The 21910-nt window shown below is 55.3% G+C and carries 16 protein-coding genes; 9 read left to right on the forward strand and 7 right to left on the reverse strand.

The window, feature by feature from the left end:
* Window position 1 precedes the first annotated feature (1 nt).
* The 4 genes from CFLAV_RS24545 (at window position 2) to CFLAV_RS24565 (ending at window position 1863) form a co-directional block, all read left to right on the forward strand.
* A complete protein-coding gene (locus CFLAV_RS24545; RefSeq protein ID WP_007417568.1) occupies window positions 2-382 on the forward strand; it encodes an STAS domain-containing protein in 381 nt (126 codons plus the stop codon).
* Between the two features lie 160 nt (window positions 383-542).
* Window positions 543-881, forward strand: coding sequence for a hypothetical protein (locus CFLAV_RS35190; protein ID WP_150107577.1), 339 nt, complete (start codon window positions 543-545; stop codon window positions 879-881).
* A 185-nt stretch (window positions 882-1066) separates the two neighbouring features.
* A complete protein-coding gene (locus tag CFLAV_RS35740) occupies window positions 1067-1246 on the forward strand; it encodes a hypothetical protein (protein WP_007417570.1) in 180 nt (59 codons plus the stop codon).
* Window positions 1243-1863: a LamG domain-containing protein gene (locus CFLAV_RS24565; RefSeq protein ID WP_007417571.1), complete on the forward strand. Its 621-nt coding sequence runs from the start codon at window positions 1243-1245 to the stop codon at window positions 1861-1863. Before CFLAV_RS35740 ends, CFLAV_RS24565 begins: the two co-directional genes overlap by 4 nt.
* A gap of 42 nt (window positions 1864-1905) precedes the next feature.
* Here the strand turns inward: CFLAV_RS24565 and CFLAV_RS33085 are convergent, their stop codons facing one another.
* From CFLAV_RS33085 to CFLAV_RS34655, 3 genes are all read right to left on the reverse strand, one after another.
* Complete coding sequence (locus CFLAV_RS33085; RefSeq protein WP_050785941.1) at window positions 1906-5277, reverse strand: sulfatase-like hydrolase/transferase; 3372 nt, start codon at window positions 5275-5277, stop codon at window positions 1906-1908.
* Window positions 5278-5689: 412 nt separating this feature from the next.
* Window positions 5690-12031 (reverse strand): carboxypeptidase-like regulatory domain-containing protein, encoded by a 6342-nt coding sequence (locus CFLAV_RS37020; protein WP_007417574.1) that lies wholly within the window; start codon window positions 12029-12031, stop codon window positions 5690-5692.
* Window positions 12028-13101, reverse strand: coding sequence for a hypothetical protein (locus tag CFLAV_RS34655; protein ID WP_007417575.1), 1074 nt, complete (start codon window positions 13099-13101; stop codon window positions 12028-12030). The genes CFLAV_RS37020 and CFLAV_RS34655 overlap by 4 nt, the downstream gene beginning before the upstream one ends.
* A 627-nt stretch (window positions 13102-13728) precedes the next feature.
* Between CFLAV_RS34655 and CFLAV_RS24595 the strand changes: the two genes are divergently transcribed.
* The 3 genes from CFLAV_RS24595 to CFLAV_RS24600 all read left to right on the forward strand — a co-directional run bounded on the left by CFLAV_RS24595 (window position 13729) and on the right by CFLAV_RS24600 (window position 14923).
* A complete protein-coding gene (locus CFLAV_RS24595; protein ID WP_007417576.1) occupies window positions 13729-14085 on the forward strand; it encodes a hypothetical protein in 357 nt (118 codons plus the stop codon).
* Window positions 14086-14218: 133 nt separating this feature from the next.
* Window positions 14219-14422 carry a hypothetical protein gene (locus CFLAV_RS35205; protein WP_007417577.1) on the forward strand — a complete coding sequence of 68 codons (204 nt, stop codon included), beginning with the start codon at window positions 14219-14221 and terminating at the stop codon, window positions 14420-14422.
* Window positions 14423-14713: 291 nt separating this feature from the next.
* On the forward strand, window positions 14714-14923 hold the full coding sequence (locus CFLAV_RS24600; RefSeq protein ID WP_007417578.1) for a hypothetical protein: 210 nt from the start codon (window positions 14714-14716) through the stop codon (window positions 14921-14923).
* Window positions 14924-15224: 301 nt separating this feature from the next.
* Here the strand turns inward: CFLAV_RS24600 and CFLAV_RS24605 are convergent, their stop codons facing one another.
* The gene (locus tag CFLAV_RS24605) at window positions 15225-15662 is read right to left on the reverse strand and encodes a hypothetical protein (RefSeq protein ID WP_007417579.1); all 438 of its coding nucleotides are present in this window, start codon (window positions 15660-15662) and stop codon (window positions 15225-15227) included.
* A 163-nt stretch (window positions 15663-15825) separates the two neighbouring features.
* Here CFLAV_RS24605 and CFLAV_RS24610 point away from each other — a divergent pair, with 163 nt between their 5' ends.
* Entirely contained in the window at window positions 15826-16521 is a 696-nt protein-coding gene (locus CFLAV_RS24610) for a DUF4230 domain-containing protein (protein ID WP_007417580.1), read from the forward strand.
* Between the two features lie 52 nt (window positions 16522-16573).
* Here CFLAV_RS24610 and CFLAV_RS24615 read toward each other — a convergent pair whose 3' ends face one another.
* The gene (locus CFLAV_RS24615; protein ID WP_040550071.1) at window positions 16574-18946 is read right to left on the reverse strand and encodes a phosphoketolase family protein; all 2373 of its coding nucleotides are present in this window, start codon (window positions 18944-18946) and stop codon (window positions 16574-16576) included.
* 95 nt (window positions 18947-19041) lie between these two features.
* The gene (locus CFLAV_RS24620; RefSeq protein ID WP_007417582.1) at window positions 19042-20298 is read right to left on the reverse strand and encodes an acetate/propionate family kinase; all 1257 of its coding nucleotides are present in this window, start codon (window positions 20296-20298) and stop codon (window positions 19042-19044) included.
* 333 nt (window positions 20299-20631) lie between these two features.
* On the opposite strand from CFLAV_RS24620, the gene CFLAV_RS24625 reads away from it, so the two are divergent.
* Window positions 20632-21045, forward strand: a complete 414-nt coding sequence (locus tag CFLAV_RS24625) for a DUF2267 domain-containing protein (RefSeq protein ID WP_007417583.1) — start codon at window positions 20632-20634, stop codon at window positions 21043-21045.
* A 94-nt stretch (window positions 21046-21139) separates the two neighbouring features.
* Here the strand turns inward: CFLAV_RS24625 and CFLAV_RS24630 are convergent, their stop codons facing one another.
* Window positions 21140-21784 (reverse strand): hypothetical protein, encoded by a 645-nt coding sequence (locus tag CFLAV_RS24630; protein WP_007417584.1) that lies wholly within the window; start codon window positions 21782-21784, stop codon window positions 21140-21142.
* Between the last annotated feature and the right edge of the window lie 126 nt (window positions 21785-21910).

Below are 21910 nucleotides of genomic sequence, written 5' to 3' on the forward strand. Positions count from 1 at the left end.
TATGTCATTGGAAATTCAAATTCATAAAAATATCGGCGCGCAAAATTCGGACGCAGTGACAGTAAACCTTGCCGGAAGCCTGGACACGGCAACGGCTCCCGACCTTGAACGCCAGCTTGCGCCCGTTTTAAGTGGCTCGGTCAAGGACATGATATTTGATCTGGCGCAATTGAAATTTATCAGCAGCGCCGGTCTGCGCATATTTGCGGCGGCCCGCAAAACGCTCAGGGAGCACCACGGACAGGCATCCTTTGTTCATATGCAGCCGCAAATCCAGGAAGTATTCGAAATCATCCGGTCGTTGCCAGGCGTGGCTGTTTTCCAGGACGAAGCTGAATTGGACCAATATCTGGCCGCGAGGCAACACTCGCACGCCAGCTAGCCAGCTATCTCTACGGTTCTTGCTTCAGTTATCTCTCGCTTGAAGCCATTCACGGCGAGTATGGGGAAAACGTATCTTCCTAGAGCCTCTTAGGATTGCGGCAACTTTGCTGACGCTTACGACTTCTGGGTTGCCGCCCCCATAGTCCTGAGTACGGCGCATGAAGGCCACTCTCTGCCAACCCGCAATGCATCTCGATCCGGCGAAACTGATCGCCGCTGACGAGTGTTGTCCGATCTGCCGCAGCCCGGCCCCGCGGCGCCCCGCTGCGGTCATCCAGCAAGCGCCGCCTGCCTACTTTTTCAGCTGTCCCAACTGCCTCGGTTGCTCGGCTTCGGCGGCGGGGATGGTACGCTCGGCCTCGCACTCGCCCGCAAACTCCTCGATCAAGCCCCGGAGCACTTCGTCCATTTCACTCTGGTTGATTATCAAACTCCCCGCGCATTCCATCCCGACGAGCGACTTACAGTTTCGCACGAACGGCATTTGGAGCGAGTGAAGGGTCCATTCGATATGGAATCGAGTAAATTTTTTTGCAAAAACAGCGTTTGACAAATTGCTCCGCCTGCCGCCCAATTGTCCGAACCACCAAACTGTTCTCGGAACCGCAGGAATGGCGTCGCGCGGCTTTGTCTCGCCGTTGTGCCCGGGTTGAAAGGAATATTTCGATTAAATAATACGTATATGAAAGGAATGCTTCCCAAACCATTACTTCTGTTTTTTCTTGTTTCAATTGTGACCAGCGCCTCCGCTGCGTTGGTCGAGGAATTCCCGCTCAACGAGGGGGCTACCAATTCCGGTGCGACGACGGTTTATTCCACGGTTTCGACCAACATCGGCACCTTCATCAATGGCCCGACTTGAACTACGCCGGTTCCAACATTTACCAAACCATTATCGGCTCGCATACCAGGACGGCCGTCAGTGGCGCCGAACTCGGAATCAACGGCCAAGCCTGGGATTTCCGCACCGGCTCCTCCACCGTCAGCAGCGCAACGATTTACGACGATCTGAATGCGGGCACGGTCACAAACGGTGTTTGGACCCATGTCGTCGCTACGTTCGACGGTTCCGTGAAGCGTCTTTATATCGACGGCGTGTTGGCTGGCACTGAGACAACCAATGTTTTCGCGTCCACGTCCCTCTGGCGCATCGGTGCGGACAACACCTTCCAGGCCAGCGCCGGTAATCATTTGACCGGCTGGATCGACGAGCCGGCAATTTATTGGCAACCGTTGACGCAGGCACAGGTTCTCAACCATTACAACATGGGGCTTTACGGGATGGCCCAGCCGCCATCCATCACCATCCAGCAAAACGGAGCCAACATTTCCCTGTCCTGGAGCGGTTCCTGGGTCTTGCAGCATTCCTACGATTTGGGTTGCCCTTCGTGCTGGCAGGATGTGAACAACGCAACCAGCCCGTACACTGCGACGCAGGCGCCGCAGGGCCATGAATTCTTCCGCTTGCGAAACCCATGACCATTCTGCAGCCTGTAAGCAAGCCGAACTCCGCTTCCCGGCTCAAGGTAGTGCGACCTGCAGCCGAATGAAGGTGGCGTTAGTGGTCGAAATCGGACCCTGATAGAGGGTTGTTTCCATTCCCGTTTTGATCGAAGGCTCCGGCGCCATGCGCGTGCCGTTCCAGGGAGCCCAATGCACCAGGTCGGTCGAGGATAGGAGTTGATAGGTCAATTCCGAAGTTCCCGGCGTCCAACTCTGAAAACGCACCAACACTGTGTTGTTCACGACGGAAAGCTGGATGCCCAGTTGCGCGCCGGAGGATTCCCATGGCTCGACGCCCAGCGCGTAGTCCAGCAAACGAGGATGGCCTGCGCTGTCCGGCGCGCTCCAGTTGATTGCCGCGTTGCCGTAGTAGCGGCGGTGCCAGGCAGCCGCCGATTGGTCGGTGGCGTTGCAGAGGGACAAAATCTGCGCGTCGGTCAACGCGGTGTTGTAAATTCGCGGCTCATCAATCATGCCGATGAAATTGCGGCCCTGTGTGTCCAGGCCGATTGTGACATCGCCATTGGAGGTCGTATTGACGGCAAAAGTTTTTTTGGTGGTGAAGCTGGTTTCGGGCGTCCCGTCCACGTATAACTTTGCATTTGTAATGCTCGTGAAGTTGTTGTTGTAGGAGCAGGCGATGAAATGCCATAGGCCATCGTTGACGATGCGGGTGCCTTCCAGATAGCCGGAGGTGATCTCGATGCGCGCATGGCCGTTCTCTACCAGGAACGACCACTTGTTGCCGTTGGCGTTTGGCCCCCAGGCAATGACCGGCTGCTGCGCCGTACTGGTCGTGTTCACCCACGCGGCCACAGTCCGTGGAGAGGAGCCGAGAATGCCGCTGAACCCGGCGATATCGACATAATTATTGCCGTCAAACTCAAGCGCCCGGTTCCATTTGCCGGGCACCCATTCCGCGGGATCATTGTCAAAGCCGATCAGGCTTCCGGTGTAGCCTCCATTGGCATCGATGGTCGTCAACCCGGACGTCTGGTCGAACGGAAACCAAACCATGCCATCGGAATAATAGACACCCACCTGCACCGTGGCGGTGGAGACGCTTGCACCATCGGTCATGGTGTACGTAAATGTGTCATTGCCGAGGAACGAAGCGTTGGGTGTATAAATAATTTGTCCGATGGCATTGGTGAGCGCGGTGCCGGCCAGCGGCGACCCGACGCTGACGATGGTCAATGGCCCCGGACCGGATCCGGCGATGTCATTGGCGAGGATGTTGATCGTCACCGGCGTATTTTGCGGCGTGGATGCCGAATCGTTCAGCGCGATGCTCTCAGCCGTGCCGTTGGTGGAGTTACGGGAAAACATGGCGGTGGGCACCGTCTGAGTGATGATTCCAGGGCCGGAATATTGAAGTTGCAGCGACGCCGCTCCGCTGCCATGCCGGTAATAAAGCCGGAACGGATGCAACCCGGCCTTGAGCAGAATGCTATTGTGAACCGTCGCACCGGTCCGGTCGAAGTCATCGTCAATCACATGGGCATCGTGGATCCACATTTCCGCGCCCGAATCATCGGTCACATAAAAAGTGTAGGAGCCGTCAGCCGGGATGGTGATGAATCCTTCAAAGCTGATTCCATAATTGGTCGGCAGCGAGGCGACCGACAGGTCCAGTCCCGTCGCAGTTCCTGTGGAGATGGGCGTCAGGGCGTCGAGGTCCGGAACCCACGGCCAGGAACCCGAATAAACAGCGTAAGCCAGGCCCGGATTAACCAGGACGTTGGTGACCGCTGGCATCAGCTCGGAATCATAGGGCCGCGGCGCGCTGGCATTGGGCATGCGCGCCTGCGCCACATAGTTGCTTAACGTCGTGAGCAGCGGCGCATTGGTCGCGAAGGCCGCGATGTTGGTGTCTTGGTGGGGATCATGCACAACGTCATACAGGCGGAAAGGGTCCGTCGGCGTCTTGATGTCATATCGCACGGCGACAAAATTGTTTGAGCGAACGGATTGCAATTGACTGCGCGCGGTAACGCCTTTGCGCGCGAATAATCCATTGCTGCCGCCATCCACGCCGAACGAGCCGTTGTAATTATACTCGAAGTACCAAATGCCACGCGTGCGTTGCGTGCCGCTTCTCGTCAACGTCGGTACCAGCGAGACGCCATCCGATTCTCCGGGCGTCGGCTCGCCGACAAGGTCCGCAAAAGTAGGCAGCCAGTCCCAAAACGCCGAGACGGCGTTATTTGTGGTGTTCGCTGCGACGGTGCCCGGCCACCAGGCAATGGTCGGTTCGCGCACCCCGGCTTCCCAGAGATCGCGCTTGATCCCGTCCATGTTGGCCCAGGAATCAAAATAACGCGGGTCAGAGGTGTAAGATCCGAAATCGTTCTCATTAGCCGGGCCATTGTCCGAACTGAAGATGACCAGCGTGTTGGTGCCAATGTTCAAGTCGCGCAGCAATTGAAGCAAATCACCGACGCCATCATCCAGCCGCCGGTCGATCGTGGCATAACGCTTCATCGTATCATTCCAATTGGTGCTGGTGATGACGTCGTTGAAGTAATTGGTGGTGGTCACAGCGTTGGTGTAATCCGGGTGAATCCAGGTGTCCCTGGTCGCCGGTGTGGGCGTGAGCGGCCACTGCAAGCCTCCGCTGGCCCCGCTGCCGGGCGGATACGGCCCGCCTGGCACCTGCAATCCCGAATGCACGGCCGTCGGAGCGAGATAAAGGAAAAACGGCTGTCCCGGATTGCTCGCTTCATGGTCGGAAATGAACTTCTTTGCCCGCGCGAAAAAAAGGTCTGTCGAATAAACGTTCGCGTAATCGGTCGTGACGTTGGTGTAGTTGTAAAAGAGAGCATGGGCCGCGTCATGATAATAGACGTGACCCGCGGCATGATCGACAAACCCAAAGAACTCGTCGAACCCGTGCTGCAGTGGGTATCCGGGCACGGTATTGGTGACGTCGGAATAAAAGTCTGGAGGCACGTTGGCTTGCCCGGCGAGACCCCACTTGCCGATTGCTTCGCAGTAATAGCCCGATTGTTTGAGAACGGTCGCCAGCGTGTGGTTATTCGGCAGGGCTTTGTCGAACTGATTGTCGCGGATGACGCAATTCCCCTGGTTTTGCCCCAGCAGCAGCGAGGCCCGCGCCGGCGCGCAAACCGGGCTGGCCGAATAATGCTGGAGGAACATCATTCCTTGCCCCGCCATTGCATCCAATTGCGGCGTGTACATCCTCGGCTGGGGTGAGGGCCTCGAATTCTGATAAAAGCAACCCACGTCGCCATAGCCCAGGTCATCGGCCAGGATGAAGATGATGTTCGGCTTCGTGGAAGCTCCGTGCGCTACCGGGACGGCCATCCACAGCAGGGACACCAATGCAGTCAGCACGGCAAAAGGAAGACGCGAAGCGAGATGATTCATATTCCGTTATGGGGATTTCTCGCAAAGAGTTTAACACCCCTGATGGCACGGAAAAGCAATTATTTGCCGGAACGGAGGTTGTGGTCGCAAATCAGTTTTTGCGCACTCGACCAAGACCAACCCTTCTGAGAGCTGCTCAGCGCTCAAGTGCACAACTGCCTGTCGGTTCAGCCTATGAACCTTCGCGGAATCGCAGTGAGCCTAGGTTGGCCGTCTGGTCCATTGAACTATTGCCTCGACTGGAAGAGCCGGTTGCGAACGGGTCAATGGGCCCCTGTGAAGTCCGCCTAACAAGCAGGGCAGGCTCATGGCTTGTGCCAACATCTGACAACTGTAACCGTGTCACCACTGAGCCTTTCATTCGTCAGGTGAATCGTGCGCGAAAAAAATTCGGCTTTTTGAAACACCGTGATTAATCCGTCGGCTGCACGCGGAAGAACTGTTGCGGGCCGTCTCCGATTGGCACGGGGAACTGGACTGGTCCATTGCTGCCGGTTAAGGCGCTGCCGTAGGGCAGCCAGTTGATAAGGTTCGTGGAGGAATAAACCTGGTAATTCACCCCGGGAATTGCCTGCCAACTCAGGACGAAGTTGGTGCTATTGACTCCAGCGGCCAATCGTGGCGCAAGGGTGGAGACGGCGAGGTAATTCTGATTGGAGACGGAGGTGGAGACATTGGTATAGGACATCGAACCTGGCACGAAAACAAGTGTGCCCTGCGATGGCGTGACCGTGAAACTCGATCCCGGCACGAAACCGAGGACATAATTTCCATTCGTGTCCGTCGTAGCTGAAGAGAATCCACTGGAGGGCTGGAGGGTGACACCCGCAACCGGGTTGCCACTTGAGTCCGTGATGGTGCCTTGAATGACCGGGAGTGAAATGCTGAACCCACCGTTATAAACCTGCGCCAAAGACTGCCCGTACAGGTCCGTGACACCGTTCCCCACGGTTAGTGTGTAATTACCGATGGTGGTTTGCAGCGGGAAGCTGAGCTGGTAGGTGTCAGAACTCAAAGCAGAGATCGAGATCGAACTGGAAGGCACAGCCCCATTTGGAGTCATCAGCAATATCGCGGCTGAGGTAACTGAACTCGGATTGGGCGCGCCATTGAAATACAAGGTCACTAAACCCACGGCGTTGCTGACAATGCCGCTCGGTGAATTCGTAAGGACTATCAGCGCAGGAAAGTTGTTTGATGTGAAGATCGTGCCATTGGCCCCTGAAACATCACCGAGGCCACCGGCTGCGGAGGTAAGGCCCAGGAAATGGTTTGCGCGCGAGTAGAGGGCTATACGTCCGCCCGCCCCGCCACCGCCACCATAGAGTTCCCCTTCGCCGCCATCAGCGGCGATGCTGCCATTGCCGGCCAGCATGCCGGCATCCACCCAAATGCTCCCGCCGGATCCCCCACCTGAGTTGTCCTGCAATCCCATTTGCCCTCCGGCACTCAGCTGGCCATCCACGGTAAGGACGCCACCGATATTCAATCGAATAGCGCCGCCACCAACGGAGCCGCCAGCCTGCGGTCCCGATCCGAAGCCGCCGCCACTGCCAGAATCCACCGGTTGGATTGCCGACCCGTAGCTGGCACCACCCGGGGAGGTAGAGGAAGCTCCGCCCACGCCGCCATAACCTGCGCCGCTGCCGAACCCGCCGTTGGATTGTCCGCCTCCCTGGCCTGCTGCCTGACCATATCCAGCTCCATCCACGGCAATGGCGCCGCCGGGCGCGACATCAACGTTGTTGAAGACCAGTAGATCGAGCTTCGTTGGTCTGGATGAAACCGTGAACAAACCGCCAGAGCCAACGGTGAGATTGTTCAATTGCAGGAAACTCGCTTGTGGGCTAACCACTGCGCCATTCTGAATGGTTAGGCTGACTGGGAGCGAGGGGAGTCCGAGTGTACCGGATACTGGCGTGAGGGCGCCGGCCACACCGCCATTATCGACCAGCACTGGCCCCACTGATTGGGAATTGGCTTTCGTATAAATAGTGCCCGCCCCACCTGCTACATAGCCGTCACCGCCATAGGCGGTCGTGAGCCCCGCAAAACTATTTGCATTGTAGCCGATGGAAATTCTTCCGCCGCCACCGCCACCGCCCTGGGCTTCTACCCCGTCGCCGCCGTTGGCCGTAATCAAGCCATTCCCAGCAAGTGTGCCGACAGTGATAAAGATACTTCCACCCGAGCCGCCACCGCCCCCGAGACCGGAACCATCGCCGCCGTTGGCAGAAATCTTTCCGGAGGCGGCCAAAGTGCCGTTCACCGTGAGGCGAATCGCACCGCCGCCCGCGCCGCCAGGCGAATAGGGGTATATATTGCCACCACCACTGCCAAAGCTCGTAGGTGAAGTGATTGAACCATACACCGAGCCGCCATACACTGAAGCCGCGTTCCCAATCCCGCCATAACCACCATAACTGCCGCCGCTGCATGGATAGTAGGTCGTCCCCACATAATGCCCCGCACCAGTGCCCGAACCGGCAAGATAACCCTGACCATCCGTCACGATTCCGCCACCTGCCTGAATTGTCGCGTTTCCATTGAACGTGAGGTTCAGGGTGCCGCTATTACTGTTGGCTATCAGCCAGGCGTTGGAACTGATCAAAAGGCTGCCAAAAGTTTGCGACGAGACCTGTTGGTACCCAATCGCACCGTTGCGCAAAATCAAAGCGGTGGTGGTTTGAAGGGGTTGAATTTGTGTGCTGGCACCTGTCTGTCCACCGTTGTCCAGAATCAATTGGGTGCTCTGCTGTCCCCCGGTTTGCGTATATATGGTTCCGGCCCCGCCCCAATTGGCTCCTCCGCCTCCGCCCGCGGAAATTGTTCCGGCAAAAAAATTCGCGGTGGGATAGATGGCGATGCAACCTCCGGCCCCGCCTCCCCCGTTCACACCTGCACCACTGCCACCATTCGCCCTGATTGCTCCCGAGCCGGATAGAGTGCCTGCAGTGAGCTTGATGCCCCCGCCAGAGCCACCGCCTCCCCCGATGCCCGAACCATTACCGCCATTTGCGGAAATGATTCCATCAACCTGCAGCTGGCCGGTTACCGTGATCGCGAACTGACCGCCCCCAACGCCGCCAAATGAATAGGGCGAATAAGCTCCGCCTCCGCTGCCAGCGATGCTGGGCGACGTCTGATTATCATACGCTGTTCCGCCCACAACGGACTCCTTCGAACCACTTCCAGTGTTTCCACCATTTCCACCATGACCTGCCCCGCTGCACGGGAAATTGGGCGAAACTCCGAAACCATGCCCAGCCCCATTGCCCAATCCCGCTGCGTAGCCCTGGAAGTCGGCCGTGATGCCACCTCCCGCCTGAATGGTTGCGCTCGAAAGTGAGATGGTCGTCGAATTGCCCGGGAAATTGCTGACTACCAACCAGGTGTTGGAAGTGATTAACAGACTGCTCAGGCTCAATTGAGAATTGATCAGGCCCACCGCTCCATTGCGCAAGGTCAGGCTGGTCGACGAACTGGAGCCTGTCAGGGGTGTGGCTGGGCCCGGGTTTCCCCCGGCGTCCAAAATAAGTTGAACATTTTGTCCTCCTGGCAGTGGGTTTGTCTGTATGGATACTGGCCCCGTGCCACCCCAATTGGCTCCGCCGCCGCCATAGGCGGAAACTGCTCCTGTAAATTGATTTGCTGTGGAGTTTACGGTAACTGTGACCCAGCCTCCTGCTCCACCGCCGCCAATCGAGCCTGCTCCACCGCCGCCATTGGCCCTGATCACGCCACTTCCGGACAGTGAGCCGGAAGTGAGCGTAATACTCCCGCCAGCGCCGCCCCCTCCCCCAATGCCACTGCCGTTGCCGCCATTGGCGGAAATGATTCCATCAACCTGCAGGAGACCGGATATCGTGAGCGAGATCGAACCACCGCCGGTACCGCCGAGCGAGTAAGGTGAGTAGGTTCCACCGCCGCTGCCGGCCGACACCTTATTCGGATCAACGTTACCACCCAACGCCAGGTTCGAAATGCTGTTGCCGCCGAATCCGCCCTTTCCCGCACCGCCGCACGGATAATTGGGCGAAATCCCGGACGAACGACCGGCACTGGAGCCCTGACCCGCCGCATAGCCCTGGGAGTCGGCCGTGATGCCACCCCCGGCCTGAATGGTTGCGCTCGAAAGTGTGATGGTCGTCGCATTGCCGGGGAGATTGCTGACTACCAACCAGGCGTTGGAAGTGATTAACAGACTGCCCAGGCTCAATTGAGAATTGATCAGGCCCACCGCTCCATTGCGCAAGGTCAGGCTGGTCGACGAACTGGAGCCTGTCAGGGGTGTGGCTGGGCCCGGGTTTCCCCCGGCGTCCAAAATAACTTGAACGATTGTTGCTATCGGTGAGTTTGTCTGGATGGTTAATACCCCCGTGCCACCCCAATTGGCTCCGCCGCCGCCATAGGCGGAAACTGCTCCTGTAAATTGATTTGCTGTGGAGTTTACGGTAACTGTGACCCAGCCTCCTGCTCCACCGCCGCCAATCGAGCCTGCTCCACCGCCGCCATTGGCCCTGATCACGCCACTTCCGGACAGTGAGCCGGAAGTGAGCGTAATACTCCCGCCAGCGCCACCACCACCCCCGAAGCCTCCACCATTGCCGCCATTGGCGGAAATGATTCCATCAACCTGCAGGAGGCCGGATATCGTGAGCGATATCGAACCACCGCCGGTACCGCCCAGCGAGTAAGGAGGAAAGTTTCCACCGCCGCTGCCGGCCGACACCTTATTCGGATCAACGTTACCACCCAATGCCAGGTTCGAAATGCTGTTGCCGCCGACTCCGCCCTTTCCCGCACCGCCGCACGGATAATTGGGCGAATTCCCGGACGAACGACCGGCACTGGAGCCCTGACCCGCCGCGTAACCTTGAGAGTCGGCGATGATGCTGCCTCCCGCCTGAATCGTTGCGCTCAAACAGGAGATCGTCGCGGAGGATGAGGGGAAATTGGTGACGATCAACCAGGCATTGGAGCTGATCAGCAGATTGCCCAGCGTCAACGATGAGGTAGCCACGCCCACCGCGCCATTGCGCAAAACGACGTCTGTGGTAGTGGAGTTTGGCAGCGGTGTGGGAGCTCCCGGATTTCCGCCACCGTCCACAATTAATTGGGAATTCTTGCCGGGCAATTGAATGATTGTCGTTCCAGCTCCGCCCCAATTGGCTCCGCCGCCGCCATAGGCAGTCACGGTCCCGGAGAATGAATTGTTGTTGCAGGGCATATAAATCATGCCGCCACCACCACCGCCTCCCAGTCCAGCCGCTCCATTGCCGCCGTTTGCTGCAATGGAACCGGCACCCGAAAGCGTGCCAACCGCCAGCCAGATGCTTCCGCCCGAACCGCCGCCGCCGGCCAGCCCTGAGCCATTTCCGCCTCCTGCAGAAATGATCCCGTCCACCTCCAATGTGCCGGTCACATTAAGCCGGATAACCCCGCCCCCAGCGCCGCCAAACGCATATGGCGAATAAGATGAAGATGATCCGCCACCGCTGCCTGCGATGGTCGGAGAGGTAGGAGAATCATAAGTGTTTCCGCCTAGGGCGTATTTGCCAGCGCTGCTACCGCCGCCGCCCCCGTGACCCGCACCGCTGCAAAAATTGGTTGAGCCGAGAGTATAATAGTGTCCAAAACCCGAACCCTGCCCTGCTGGGTATCCCGCAAGGTCCGCAATAATTCCGCCTCCAGCCTGAATCGTCGCATTTCCAGTAAACGAGAAATTCACACTGCTGTCCGCCGAACCTTGGTAACCAGGGAACGGCGTCAGCCATCCATTGGAGCTCACATTAAGGTTGGCAAAGGTAACCGGGGAAGATGCGCATCCGGTTGCGCCTCCGCGAATAATCAAATCTGTCGGGCCATTTTGTGATTGCACCAGTGTATTTGTTCCCGTGTGCCCGCTGTTGTCCAAAATGAGTTGGGAATTCTGGCCCGACACTTGGATAAGAACCGTGCCTGCCCCGCCCCAATTGCCGCCGCCGCCGCCAGCCGTGGAAATAGATCCGGTAAAGAGGTTTGACGTTGGAGTGAGGTAAATGCGACCACCACCACCGCCGCCGCCAATGGAGTCCACACCAGCCCCGCCAGCAGCCGTGATGGAGCCCGAACCAAGTAGTATCCCGCCTGTCACCGAGATGGTCCCGCCAGAACCGCCGCCGCCGCCGGAGCCGGAACCGTTGGCACCTTTGGCTGAAATGGTGCCATCTATTTGCACGATGCCGTTTTGACTGATGAATTGAATGGCGCCACCGCCGTTGCCGCCAAATGAGTACGGCACTAACGACCCGCCCGCACTGCCACCACCTGTGGGAGACCACTGAGTACCATAGCTTGTGCCACCAAAGGCATTAGTAAGAAAACCCGCAGCGCCGTTGCCACCGTACCCACCCCCGCCGCAAGGCCGATACAAACTGTCATTGTAAGAGCGGCCGGCGCCGGAGCCCGGGGCTGCGCCCTTGCCATCGGCAAGCACTCTGCCTCCAGCCTCCACAACAATGGCGCCGGATGACGTGACGGCCAGCGTAATGTTCGGATTGGCCAGGAGCTGTCCGTCAGAAGCAACCGTAAGGTTTCCGATGCTCCACGTGCCGCCTGGCGCGACATTTGCATGCCCTTTGACAAGCACGTCAATCGTGCTGTCCGAAATGGAAACCGTCGTGTTGGTTCCTGATTGCCCTCCGTTATTGAGAACCAAAAGACCATGCTGCCCGTTCACCTTCGTATAGACCGTGCCCGCGCCGCCGATCATCGCACCCGCGCCGCCATTGCTGTAATCGAGCCAGTGAATGTCGTGGAATTATATTGAATCGAGATTCGACCGCCGCCGCCACCGCCGCCGTAAGGTGATTCACCGCGCCGCCATTTGCTGCAATCGCGCCCGCCCCGGGAAAATGTCTGCCCGGTAATCCAGATGCCGCCTCCCGATCCGCCCCCGCAACGGTTGTTCGTGCCATTCCCGCCATTGGCTGAAATGGAACCATTCACAATCACGGCGCCGCCAGCATTGATTTCAATCATCCCACCGCCGGAGCCGCCTATGCCCGTATATGAGCTGCCGCCACCGCTTCCCAAACTGGCCGGTTGCGTAAAGGAGCCGTAAGTGATGCCGGTTGGCGCGTTGCTGGTGCTTGTTCCCCCCATGCCGCCGTAGCCGCCACCACTGCCGTCGTAAGGCGGTGATCCGGAGTTACGGCCGGAACCCGGTCCCATTCCACCACCGTAACCGGCTCCATTCGCATTGATCACTCCCCCAACATCCACCTGGACACTGTTACTGACCGAAAGATTGAGTCCCGCCGATACCGTTCCCAGCAACGTCTCGTAACTCACCAGGATAGTCGAGCCATCCGCAATGGCTGAGTTCGTGGTCAGCTGTAATTGGGTCACAATGCCATCCGGGCTGGTCAATAAATAATCCAGCCCGTTGGTGTAAAAATTTGTTCCGCTGAAATCGGTCACGGAAACGGTCGTGGCGATGACATTGGAATTGAGCAACGTCACCAGGTTGGTCCCGCTCAAGACCTGGTTTTCATTTGCCACATTGAGCAGATTTGAAACGCTGCCGTTTGGAGAAAACGAGTGCGTCAGAACGCCTCCTCCCGCCACGAGCAAGCTCGAAAAAGTGTGCGGGCCATCCACCGTCAACGTGCAATTGGTAACGACGACGTCCGCCCCGTCATAATTTGTGTTACCCACCCCGATGGTTGTATTGTTGGTAAACGTAGTCGCGAAAGCCGGGATGCAGATTAGGGCAATGATGCCCGTAACAACTATCTTGCTGCAGCGGGAAAAAAGAACGCCGAGTTGATTTGTTCTCATAATTGATTCCACCTTCTGATTTTTCTTAACGGGACAAAAATAAATTGAGTTCCTGCGCAACCACGCCCTTGCCGGAGTGCGCAAAACGTCTCTTGGATGGCCCTTTTCCGTCCTGTTGGCTCTCATGTCGCTGATCAAAAAAATTAAGCCAATTAAAATCCCAGAGAGAGAATTACCTTTGTAATGGACAAAGGGAACAAAGTTGACGAATAGATCGCCTCTGAAGAGTTAACGGGTTTTTTCATCCACCGCGAGTCTATTAAAAAGGCTTTGAATGTAAATGTGTTTTTGGACGCACACCCTGTGTTTTGCGGAAAAAAGGCTTTTTTGCGTTTCTTTTGAAATCCTTTGGCACACACGATGGCGACAGTTGAAAACCAATTTGCAAGAAGTCCCTTTCAACCGGATACATTTAAGCAGGCTGCGCCATCAGCCAGCAAATTCTCTTGACCCATAGTCAGCGTCCGTGGCCGGGTGGAAAGCAAAGATGAGGGAAGATTCAAAATCTGGATGCTATTTCGACCAAAAGAGGCCTGCTGAGGTGGATTTTTCACCCCTCAATACCATTTGACGACAACACCTTCTCGAAGCATTTTGGGTAAAAGAATCAAAACTTGCATCACGCTTGTGAAGACCACCAATCCAGCCCGCATCCGGACAGCTCGTTTCATCGCCATCGGCGCCGACATCCTGCAGATAGGCTTGTTCCCACTCTTTGGTGAAGGGTTCATTTCCCCCCTCAGCGACGCCCTTGATGTTTTGGTCTGCGTGCTCTTAACCTGGCTCGTCGGCTGGCATTTTTCTTTTCTACCCAGCTTTGTCGTGAAGGTGTTACCCGTGGCCGACCTTGTTCCTACCTGGACCATTGCCATATTCATGGCCACCCGCCAGAACCAAAGGCCCGTTGCTCCCAAGCCAGTCGCCACCGTCGTTTACGACAATGGCCCTGCTCAACCCCAGCTCAACTGGCCCGCGAACCAATAACCATCTGTCTCGCCTTCATCCGTAGAACTCTGAAGACCGAATTCTGAACTTTCGCCCCGCTCAGGGCAGGCCTAAACCCCATACCCACCGAAGCAGGATTTTCTTATTACTTGCGGCAACAAAGGAACAGGAAATGAAAACCGCAATTCTGATGACACTTCTAGCTCTCGGGGTGGCAGGTTGCTCCACCTCCAATTCCGGCGCTCCGCCAGCTTCCTATGACACCCGCAGCGGACAAGGCCCAAATTACACTACCTATCCCCGCTCCCCCTCCGATGCTTCGAGTGGCCAATGGCAGCAGTGGCGCTACCGTGGTATTACACCGAGCACCCCCTGAACAGCGGTAAGTGTCGAGCAACTCGGCCGATTTCGGGATCGCGAAGACGCTGCCCTCAGCAACTCCGGCGGCACTACCATCGTCAACAGGAACCGGCAGGCCAGCGCCTGTGCCAAAACGGTAAGCCTCCTTGCTGGACGACTGAGATCAACAAAGTCGTCATCGTGGATGCCACTATCATTGTTCCCCAAAATAATACGTAGGTCGTTGGCAAACCCCCAAGGGAGGTTTTGACCCCATACCAGCCCCGACGATGTTGAACCAGTACTGTACTAGAAAGAGGAACATAAAATGAAAATTGCAATACTGACCGCGCTTTTGTCGTTTGTGGTGGTGGGTTGCTGCAGTACTAAGAAGACCAGCTCCGGCGCTCCCCCTGCCAGCTATCAAACCAGCAGCGGCGAGGTACAAGGACAAGGTGCGTCCCCTAGTGCCAACCCCATTCTTCTGACCCCGGCCGGTGACGGGCAGCAGAGTTGGCTTTTCAAGAGCACTCCTTGACCAAATTATCGGCTTCGGCCAAGACCGTAGGGTTAAGGCATCTCAATTTATAAGATGCCTTAAATGGAACATGCTAACTGGCGTGCCAAACCACCGTCTTATATTTTGCGCATCGCCTGAGTCCCAATCTTTGTGATGTCGAAGATAAAGCCACTACCCCGCTTCCAAATAGATCCCCACCACCATCCACCTCTCAAAGGACCAAGCATCCTGCGAATGGACCGCCGCCATAAACTAATCGTACCTCGACCCGATATCATTCGCTTCATGAACCCTGGTTTGAATCATCGCTCCCTTTTTCCTACAATTTTTCCCGATTCGAATCCCGATCCAAAAAACGTTTCACTCGCCATAATAGGAAACCAATTGCCGAAAGCGCCAAAACCGCCGCCAACAAGCCAATTAGAATATCGGGCAACTTCTCTCGCGGCACATATCTCAAAGGATAAAGAAACGCTCCAACACCCAACGCCAACAGGAGCGCCAGAAAACAGATCCAGGCGAAAGTTAATCTTTTGTTGCTCCAACTGGCGCCATTGAAAATAAATCTCCAGAAAGGAAATGCCACTGCTCCACCCAACACAAAGGCAATCAATGTTCTAAACGAAATCTGAAATGAAAATCCCGAAGGAGTTGGCCGCAAAGCCTCAAGCGAAGCGACCATGACGCCTAACGCCACGGCCGTTGAATAAGTCACCAACTTGTATAATCCCTGCTGAGTCTTGGAATCCGTTTCCATAAATTAATCAAATTTGAAAAGACCAGGTTTTCACGTAAATGACGTAAATCAATTAATACTCTAACCCCTATTTCCCGCTTTTCCATTTTAGAAACTACTTTTGGCATTCGGTATCGGGCCTTCCCATCTAATCCCATCTCCTATAAGTTCCTCCTGCCTTTCGATGAATAGCGAAACCGAAAAATCCGGGCAGCCACCTCGCGCCAGCGGCAGGTACACCATACCGCTTACCATTCTGGCCTTCGGCATCACCATGGTCGCGATTATCCTGGCCCTGGTTTTCGCCTACCATCAGCTTTGGAGCGCCCCAAAAAATGCCGCCGTCGAAACCGCACAAACCATCGTCAACGGCATTCGCAATGCCTTCAATTTCACCCCCAAGGTCAGCATCGATAAAACCATCTTTGTCGAGGAATCCATCCCCATTCTCGAACTCGCCACCGTCTCCCGCAACAGTGTCATTTATTACTCCTATACCAACCAATGGGCTGGCAGTACAAAAATCCTGGTTCTGAAAGGCAACTTCCGCGTCAAAGGCGGATTCGATCTCAAACAAAATTGCTCAGTTAACATTCGCTCCAATCCACTCCGCATCGACGCCAAATTCCCTCCCCCAAAACTGCTTTCCGTCGAATTGATAAACTACGAAATTGAACAAAGCGAGAACGGCTACTGGAACAAGATCCAGCCCGCCGACCAGCAGGAAGCCATTCGTGGCATGATGAACACGGCCAGGCTCGAACTAGGCAAAACCGTCCGCGACGACGCCAAAAAAAATCTCGAGGATAAGCTGAAGGAAATCGCCCGCACAAAAAACGCCGACATTACCTTCAGCTACAGCCTCGAGAAAAAGGATTAACAAAATCCCCACAGCCTTTTTCCTGGGTTTTTTGCTCCACTTTCATCCCAACTCAATCACCAAATTTCTCTCCGCTCCACTTCCAATTTCTCACCTCAGGCATATCCTCTCCGTGCTCGCGGATATATCGCTTATGGTCGATTAACTTGCGCAGGAGCGCCTGTTTAACGTAGGCCGCCCTGGAACCCAGCTTTGGCACCCGATCAATGACATCCATCACCAGGTGAAAACGATCAAGGTCATTTAAAACTACCATGTCGAAGGGCGTCGTAGTCGTCCCCCTCTCCTTGTACCCACGGACATGGATGTTGGAGTGGTTGGCACGGCGATACGTCAATTTGTGGATCAACATCGGATACCCATGAAATGCAAAAATGACCGGCTTGTCCTTCGTAAAAAGAACGTCAAAGTTTTTATCAGTCATTCCATGTGGATGCTCGCTGGCCGGCTGCAGACGCATCAAATCGACCACGTTCACCATTCGAATCTTCAAATCTGGAAAGTTCAAGCGCATTAAATCCACTGCGGCCAGCGTCTCCATCGTTGGAACATCACCCGCGCAGGCCATTACCACATCGGGTTCAAATCCCTTATCATTGCTTGCCCAGTCCCAGATGCCGATCCCCAACGTGCAATGCTTCACGGCCGCATCCATATCGAGCCATTGCGGTGCGAGCTGTTTTCCGGCGACAATCACATTCACATAATTACGGCTGCGCAAACAATGATCCGTGACTGATAACAGTGTATTCGCATCCGGCGGCAGATAAATCCGTATCACCTCGGACCGTTTATTCGCCACCACATCGATGAAACCCGGGTCCTGATGACTGAAGCCATTGTGATCCTGTCTCCACACATGCGACGTCAAAAGATAATTCAGCGATGCCACCGGCTTTCGCCACGGAATGTGACGCGTCGCCTCCAACCATTTCGCATGCTGATTGAACATGGAATCGACGATGTGAATAAACGCTTCGTAGCAGGAAAAGAAACCATGTCGCCCCGTCAACAAATAACCCTCGAGCCAGCCCTGGCACATATGCTCGCTCAAGACTTCCATCACGCGGCCATCCGGTGACACTTTGTAATCGCTCGGTAGAATTTCAGCTGTCGAGCAACGTTCTGTGACTTCGAACACCGCGCTCCAGCGGTTGGATGCCGTTTCATCCGGACTAAACACTCTAAAGTTTTTCCTCTCCTCATTCAGCCTCAAAACATCCCGGATGAACTGTCCCTGCACGGTCGTGGCTGACACCTGCGCCGCCCCCGGTCGCAAAACTTTTACGGCGTAATCGTAAAAATCAGGCAGTTGCAAATCCCGCAACAATTGTCCGCCATTCGCATTCGGATTCGCACTCATCCGTCGATCGCCCTTCGGTGCCAACTCAGCCAATTCCGGTCGCAAGGATCCCTTTTGATCGAAGAGTTTCTCCGGCTGATAACTTTTCATCCAGCGCTCCAGAATCCTGATGTGTTCCGGTTTATCCATATCGGCCATCGGAACCTGGTGCGCGCGAAAAGTGCCTTCAATCTGAACGCTGTCCACTACCTTTGGCCCGGTCCAGCCTTTTGGCGAACGCAGCACAATCATCGGCCACATGGGCCGTGTCTTGAACCCTTCAGCCCGTGCCTTTTGTTGAATCCCTGTGATTTCAGCTATCACCACATCCAACACCGAAGCCATCAATCGATGCGTGGCCAACGGCTCAACCCCCTCAACGAAATACGGTTTGTAACCGTATCCTTCGAGCAACGATCTCAATTCATGATGCGGCAATCGTGCCAGCACCGTCGGACCAGCAATTTTATACCCGTTCAGATGCAATATCGGCAGCACTGCCCCGTCATGAACCGGATTTAAAAATTTGTTCGAATGCCAGCTCGTTGCCAACGGCCCGGTCTCCGCCTCTCCATCGCCAATCACTGCGGCAGCGATCAGTTCGGGATTATCAAACACCGCACCAAAGGCATGTGTCAAAACGTAGCCCAGCTCGCCCCCTTCATTGATGGAGCCCGGCGTTTCAGGTGCCGCATGACTGGGAATCCCGCCAGGAAAGGAAAACTGCTTGAACAACCGCTGCATGCCTCGCTCGCTCTGTGAAATTTCATGATAGACTTCGCTATATGTTCCTTCGAGATAGGCATTGGCCACCACTCCCGGTCCCCCGTGCCCCGGACCCGCAAGGTAAATCATGCTCAAATCATGCTCCTTGATGACCCGGTTCAGATGAACATAGATGAAGTTTAATCCCGGCGTTGTTCCCCAATGCCCCAGTAAACGCGGCTTGATATCGTCTCGTTTTAGGGGACGCCTTAACAGCGGATTCTTCATCAGGTAAATCTGCCCCACTGAAAGGTAGTTTGCCGCCCGCCAATAGGCATCCATCTTGCGAAGCAGCGCCGTCTCTTCCGCACCTTCCATGCGCCCTTGAATGGCTGGTTCCATCCCGGCTGTTTGTTTGACGAGATGGCGTTTCCGCAAACGTGGAAGTCTCGGCGATTTAATTCTCATCGAAGTCATACCATTCCTTCTATTTTAATTTTTGGTTTGAATGAGCCAGCCTCACTTCTCTGGCCCAGCACTTCAACTGCAGCTTCAGCAAGGCTTAATTCCTCATCCGTCGGGATGACTCTCACAATTGCCCTCGCCTCAGCTTTGCTAATGATTGGCGCATTGGTTTCGTTCGCGCGCTGATCCACTTCAATGCCCAGAAACTCAAGCCCTTCGCAAATGCGCTTCCTGATCACCACGGAATTCTCCCCAATGCCCCCTGAAAAAATCAATGTGTCCAACCCGCCCAAGGCCGCGCTCAGCGCCCCGATCCATTTTCGGGCCTGGTGACAAAAGAGTGCAATAGCTTCAGCCGCACGAACATCATTGCTTTCCCTGGCCAGCAAATCACGGATGTCGGAACTCAGTTCAGAAACCCCCAACAATCCCGACTGCTTGTTCACCATTTCATTGAACTGAGTTGCCGTCATATCCTCGGCGCGCGCAAAGTAGGCCATCAACCCGGGATCCAGATCTCCCGTCCGCGTGCTCATCACCAGACCGGCAGCCGGGGTAAAGGCCATCGTGGTGTCGATGCCCCTGCCCTCCTTCACCGCCGCCATGCTCGCGCCATTACCCAAATGCGCCAGGATTATCTTGCCCCTCGCTGCCTCCCGGTCAATTCTCTGCAACTCCCGCATCAGGTAGGAATAGGACAGCCCATGAAACCCATAACGCCGCACTCCCTTTTCATCATAGCGCCGCGGAATCGGCAGCAACTGGCTCACGCGTGGCATATCCCGATGAAATGCCGTGTCGAAACAAGCCACTTGCGGTGTCTCAGGGTAATATCGGCTGAACTCTGACAGTAAGGCAATCTCCGCCGGCAAATGCTCCGGCGCAAACAAGCGCAAACTGCGCAACTCCCTTATCAACTCCTCGGTGACTACTCGCGGCTCTCGCAAATGCATGCCCCCATGAACTATGCGGTGGCTGATCACGTGGACAGAAAGCATATCCGCTTCACCAAGCACTTCGCGCAGCAATGGCAGACATGCAGCATGATCTTTTAATGCCATGTGCTTCTCCCAGCTCCTCTTTGTCTTCAAGTCCGTCGCGGTAAACAGCGCGTCTGAAAAACCAATTCGCTCAAACTTTCCAATCAATCTCCGGGCCAGTAAATCTTGCCCCTCAAAAAGCGCGAACTTGAGGCTGGACGATCCGGCGTTAATGGTTAATACCCTGTCTGGTTCCCTTGGTATGGTCATTTTACCTCTCTCCATTTATCCTGCTGCCTTTATCGTCCATTTGCCTGCCTTTCTCCCAGACCGACTTGTTTCCCTGGCAAAAGCACATCCTCAATCATGCACGCTAAAGCAGAAAAGCTAAATGTAAACCTCACAATCACCCGCAACCTTTTGGACAGGATGAACCTCTAGCGATCGCGCCTTTCGATCACGTGGCTTGGATGACAAAAATATAAGGTCCCCTCTTGAACGTGCGTAACTATGGGGGTTTATTGCCTTAGCAGGTTGTATTAGAGCCCGCTTCTTACGGGAAGTAACCATTTTCCCGCCTGAATATCTTTAGTTCAACACATTCGTTTGGAGGTATTTATGACATTCGATCATTTCGTAGGACAGGTTCAACATCGCGCTCGCCTCAGCTCACTAGGAGCTGCTGTTCGCGCCATCCAGGCCACACTGCCAGCTTTCGCTGCACGACTTACAGCCGAGGAAACCAAGGACCTCGCTTCCCAACTGCCACGGGAAATCGCCTTCTATTTACAGGTGAGCGAGCACAGTGTCCCCTTGAAGTTGCACGATTTTTTTCAACTGGTAAGCGCCCAGGAACAAACGCACCTTCCCGATGCCGTCTATCATGCGCGTGTGGTTCTTGAAGTCTTGAAGGAAGCTGTCTCCGAGGGAGAGGTATCCGACATTAAGGCACAACTGCCTGAGGACTGGCGCGCATTGATCGACTCCGGCAGTCAGGGCCATTTGCATCTGCCCGAACTGACTGCGCATTGAATCTGCGAGTCTGGATTCAGCCAACGCCTGTGAACCGTAAGCGGGGTTTCGCTTATGGCAATAATTTTATGCATCTCCTGCTTGATCCTATTGCCTACCTTCTGAAAACCCATTCCAAAAATCCGATCTGCACCTCATCCCCTTTGAGTAGCCGGCCATAACGCACCAAACAATCCACCGGCAAAATCAGGAACACCGCAAAATCCAGCCAAAACACCTTCAACCCCCAAATCTCGCGCCCAAAACACAAGTTAAATATTCCCGAACCAAGGAAAAAAATCAGGATTGCTTGCACCATTGCCAGGCAGAATTCCAACATGATGGAGACTCCCGTAGCTTCCTTCGCTTCAAATCCAACCGGCATAAAAAACCGCTCTTTCGTCGATGACCAAAAGAATCCAATAAACGGATAAAACCAGATCAAGGCATGATACAGGCGATCATTTCGGCGGTGTGAACGGGAGCCCCCTTCTCTATGAGCCACATAATCTTCATCATACACAATGAAGTCTTGGGATTGCTCAGCCTCGTTCTCCGACCAGGGTGCCAGCACATACGTCATGGCATAAGGAGGAGGTCCCTTCTCCTTTTTCAACAGAAAATATTTTCTTTGCTGAAAATAAATCGGCTTTCGACAAAACTCCCGCACGGTCCACCCCGGCATCTCACGCACCGCAAGAATCCAAACTGCCTCCGGCGTCACATGCACCGTATCCGGGCCGATGGTTAGTTCTTTCATCGTTCGATACGGATTTGTTTAAACCACTCTCCGCCTCCTGTCGATGCAAATGCCGTTGCTTGTCAGAAGTCTGGTTCCGCCTTCTTGCGGGTAAATAGTCCCCTGCAACACGGCGAGACTCCTTTA

It is taken from the genome of Pedosphaera parvula Ellin514, from assembly GCF_000172555.1.
In the GTDB taxonomy this organism is placed as follows: domain Bacteria; phylum Verrucomicrobiota; class Verrucomicrobiia; order Limisphaerales; family Pedosphaeraceae; genus Pedosphaera.

Excerpts from the sequence above, each read along its gene's own strand:
- CFLAV_RS33085 (WP_050785941.1), bottom strand. The coding sequence starts at position 5,277 with ATGAATCATCTCGCTTCGCGTCTTCCTTTTGCCGTGCTGACTGCATTG.
- CFLAV_RS35190 (WP_150107577.1), top strand. The coding sequence starts at position 543 with ATGAAGGCCACTCTCTGCCAACCCGCAATGCATCTCGATCCGGCGAAA.
- CFLAV_RS24625 (WP_007417583.1), top strand. The coding sequence starts at position 20,632 with ATGACATTCGATCATTTCGTAGGACAGGTTCAACATCGCGCTCGCCTC.
- CFLAV_RS34655 (WP_007417575.1), bottom strand. The coding sequence starts at position 13,101 with ATGAGAACAAATCAACTCGGCGTTCTTTTTTCCCGCTGCAGCAAGATA.
- CFLAV_RS24600 (WP_007417578.1), top strand. The coding sequence starts at position 14,714 with ATGAAAATTGCAATACTGACCGCGCTTTTGTCGTTTGTGGTGGTGGGT.
- CFLAV_RS35740 (WP_007417570.1), top strand. The coding sequence starts at position 1,067 with ATGAAAGGAATGCTTCCCAAACCATTACTTCTGTTTTTTCTTGTTTCA.
- CFLAV_RS35205 (WP_007417577.1), top strand. The coding sequence starts at position 14,219 with ATGAAAACCGCAATTCTGATGACACTTCTAGCTCTCGGGGTGGCAGGT.
- CFLAV_RS24630 (WP_007417584.1), bottom strand. The coding sequence starts at position 21,784 with ATGAAAGAACTAACCATCGGCCCGGATACGGTGCATGTGACGCCGGAG.
- CFLAV_RS24615 (WP_040550071.1), bottom strand. The coding sequence starts at position 18,946 with ATGGAAGGTGCGGAAGAGACGGCGCTGCTTCGCAAGATGGATGCCTAT.
- CFLAV_RS37020 (WP_007417574.1), bottom strand. The coding sequence starts at position 12,031 with ATGATCGGCGGCGCGGGCACGGTCTATACGAAGGTGAACGGGCAGCAT.
- CFLAV_RS24610 (WP_007417580.1), top strand. The coding sequence starts at position 15,826 with ATGAATAGCGAAACCGAAAAATCCGGGCAGCCACCTCGCGCCAGCGGC.
- CFLAV_RS24605 (WP_007417579.1), bottom strand. The coding sequence starts at position 15,662 with ATGGAAACGGATTCCAAGACTCAGCAGGGATTATACAAGTTGGTGACT.
- CFLAV_RS24620 (WP_007417582.1), bottom strand. The coding sequence starts at position 20,298 with ATGGAGAGAGGTAAAATGACCATACCAAGGGAACCAGACAGGGTATTA.
- CFLAV_RS24545 (WP_007417568.1), top strand. The coding sequence starts at position 2 with ATGTCATTGGAAATTCAAATTCATAAAAATATCGGCGCGCAAAATTCG.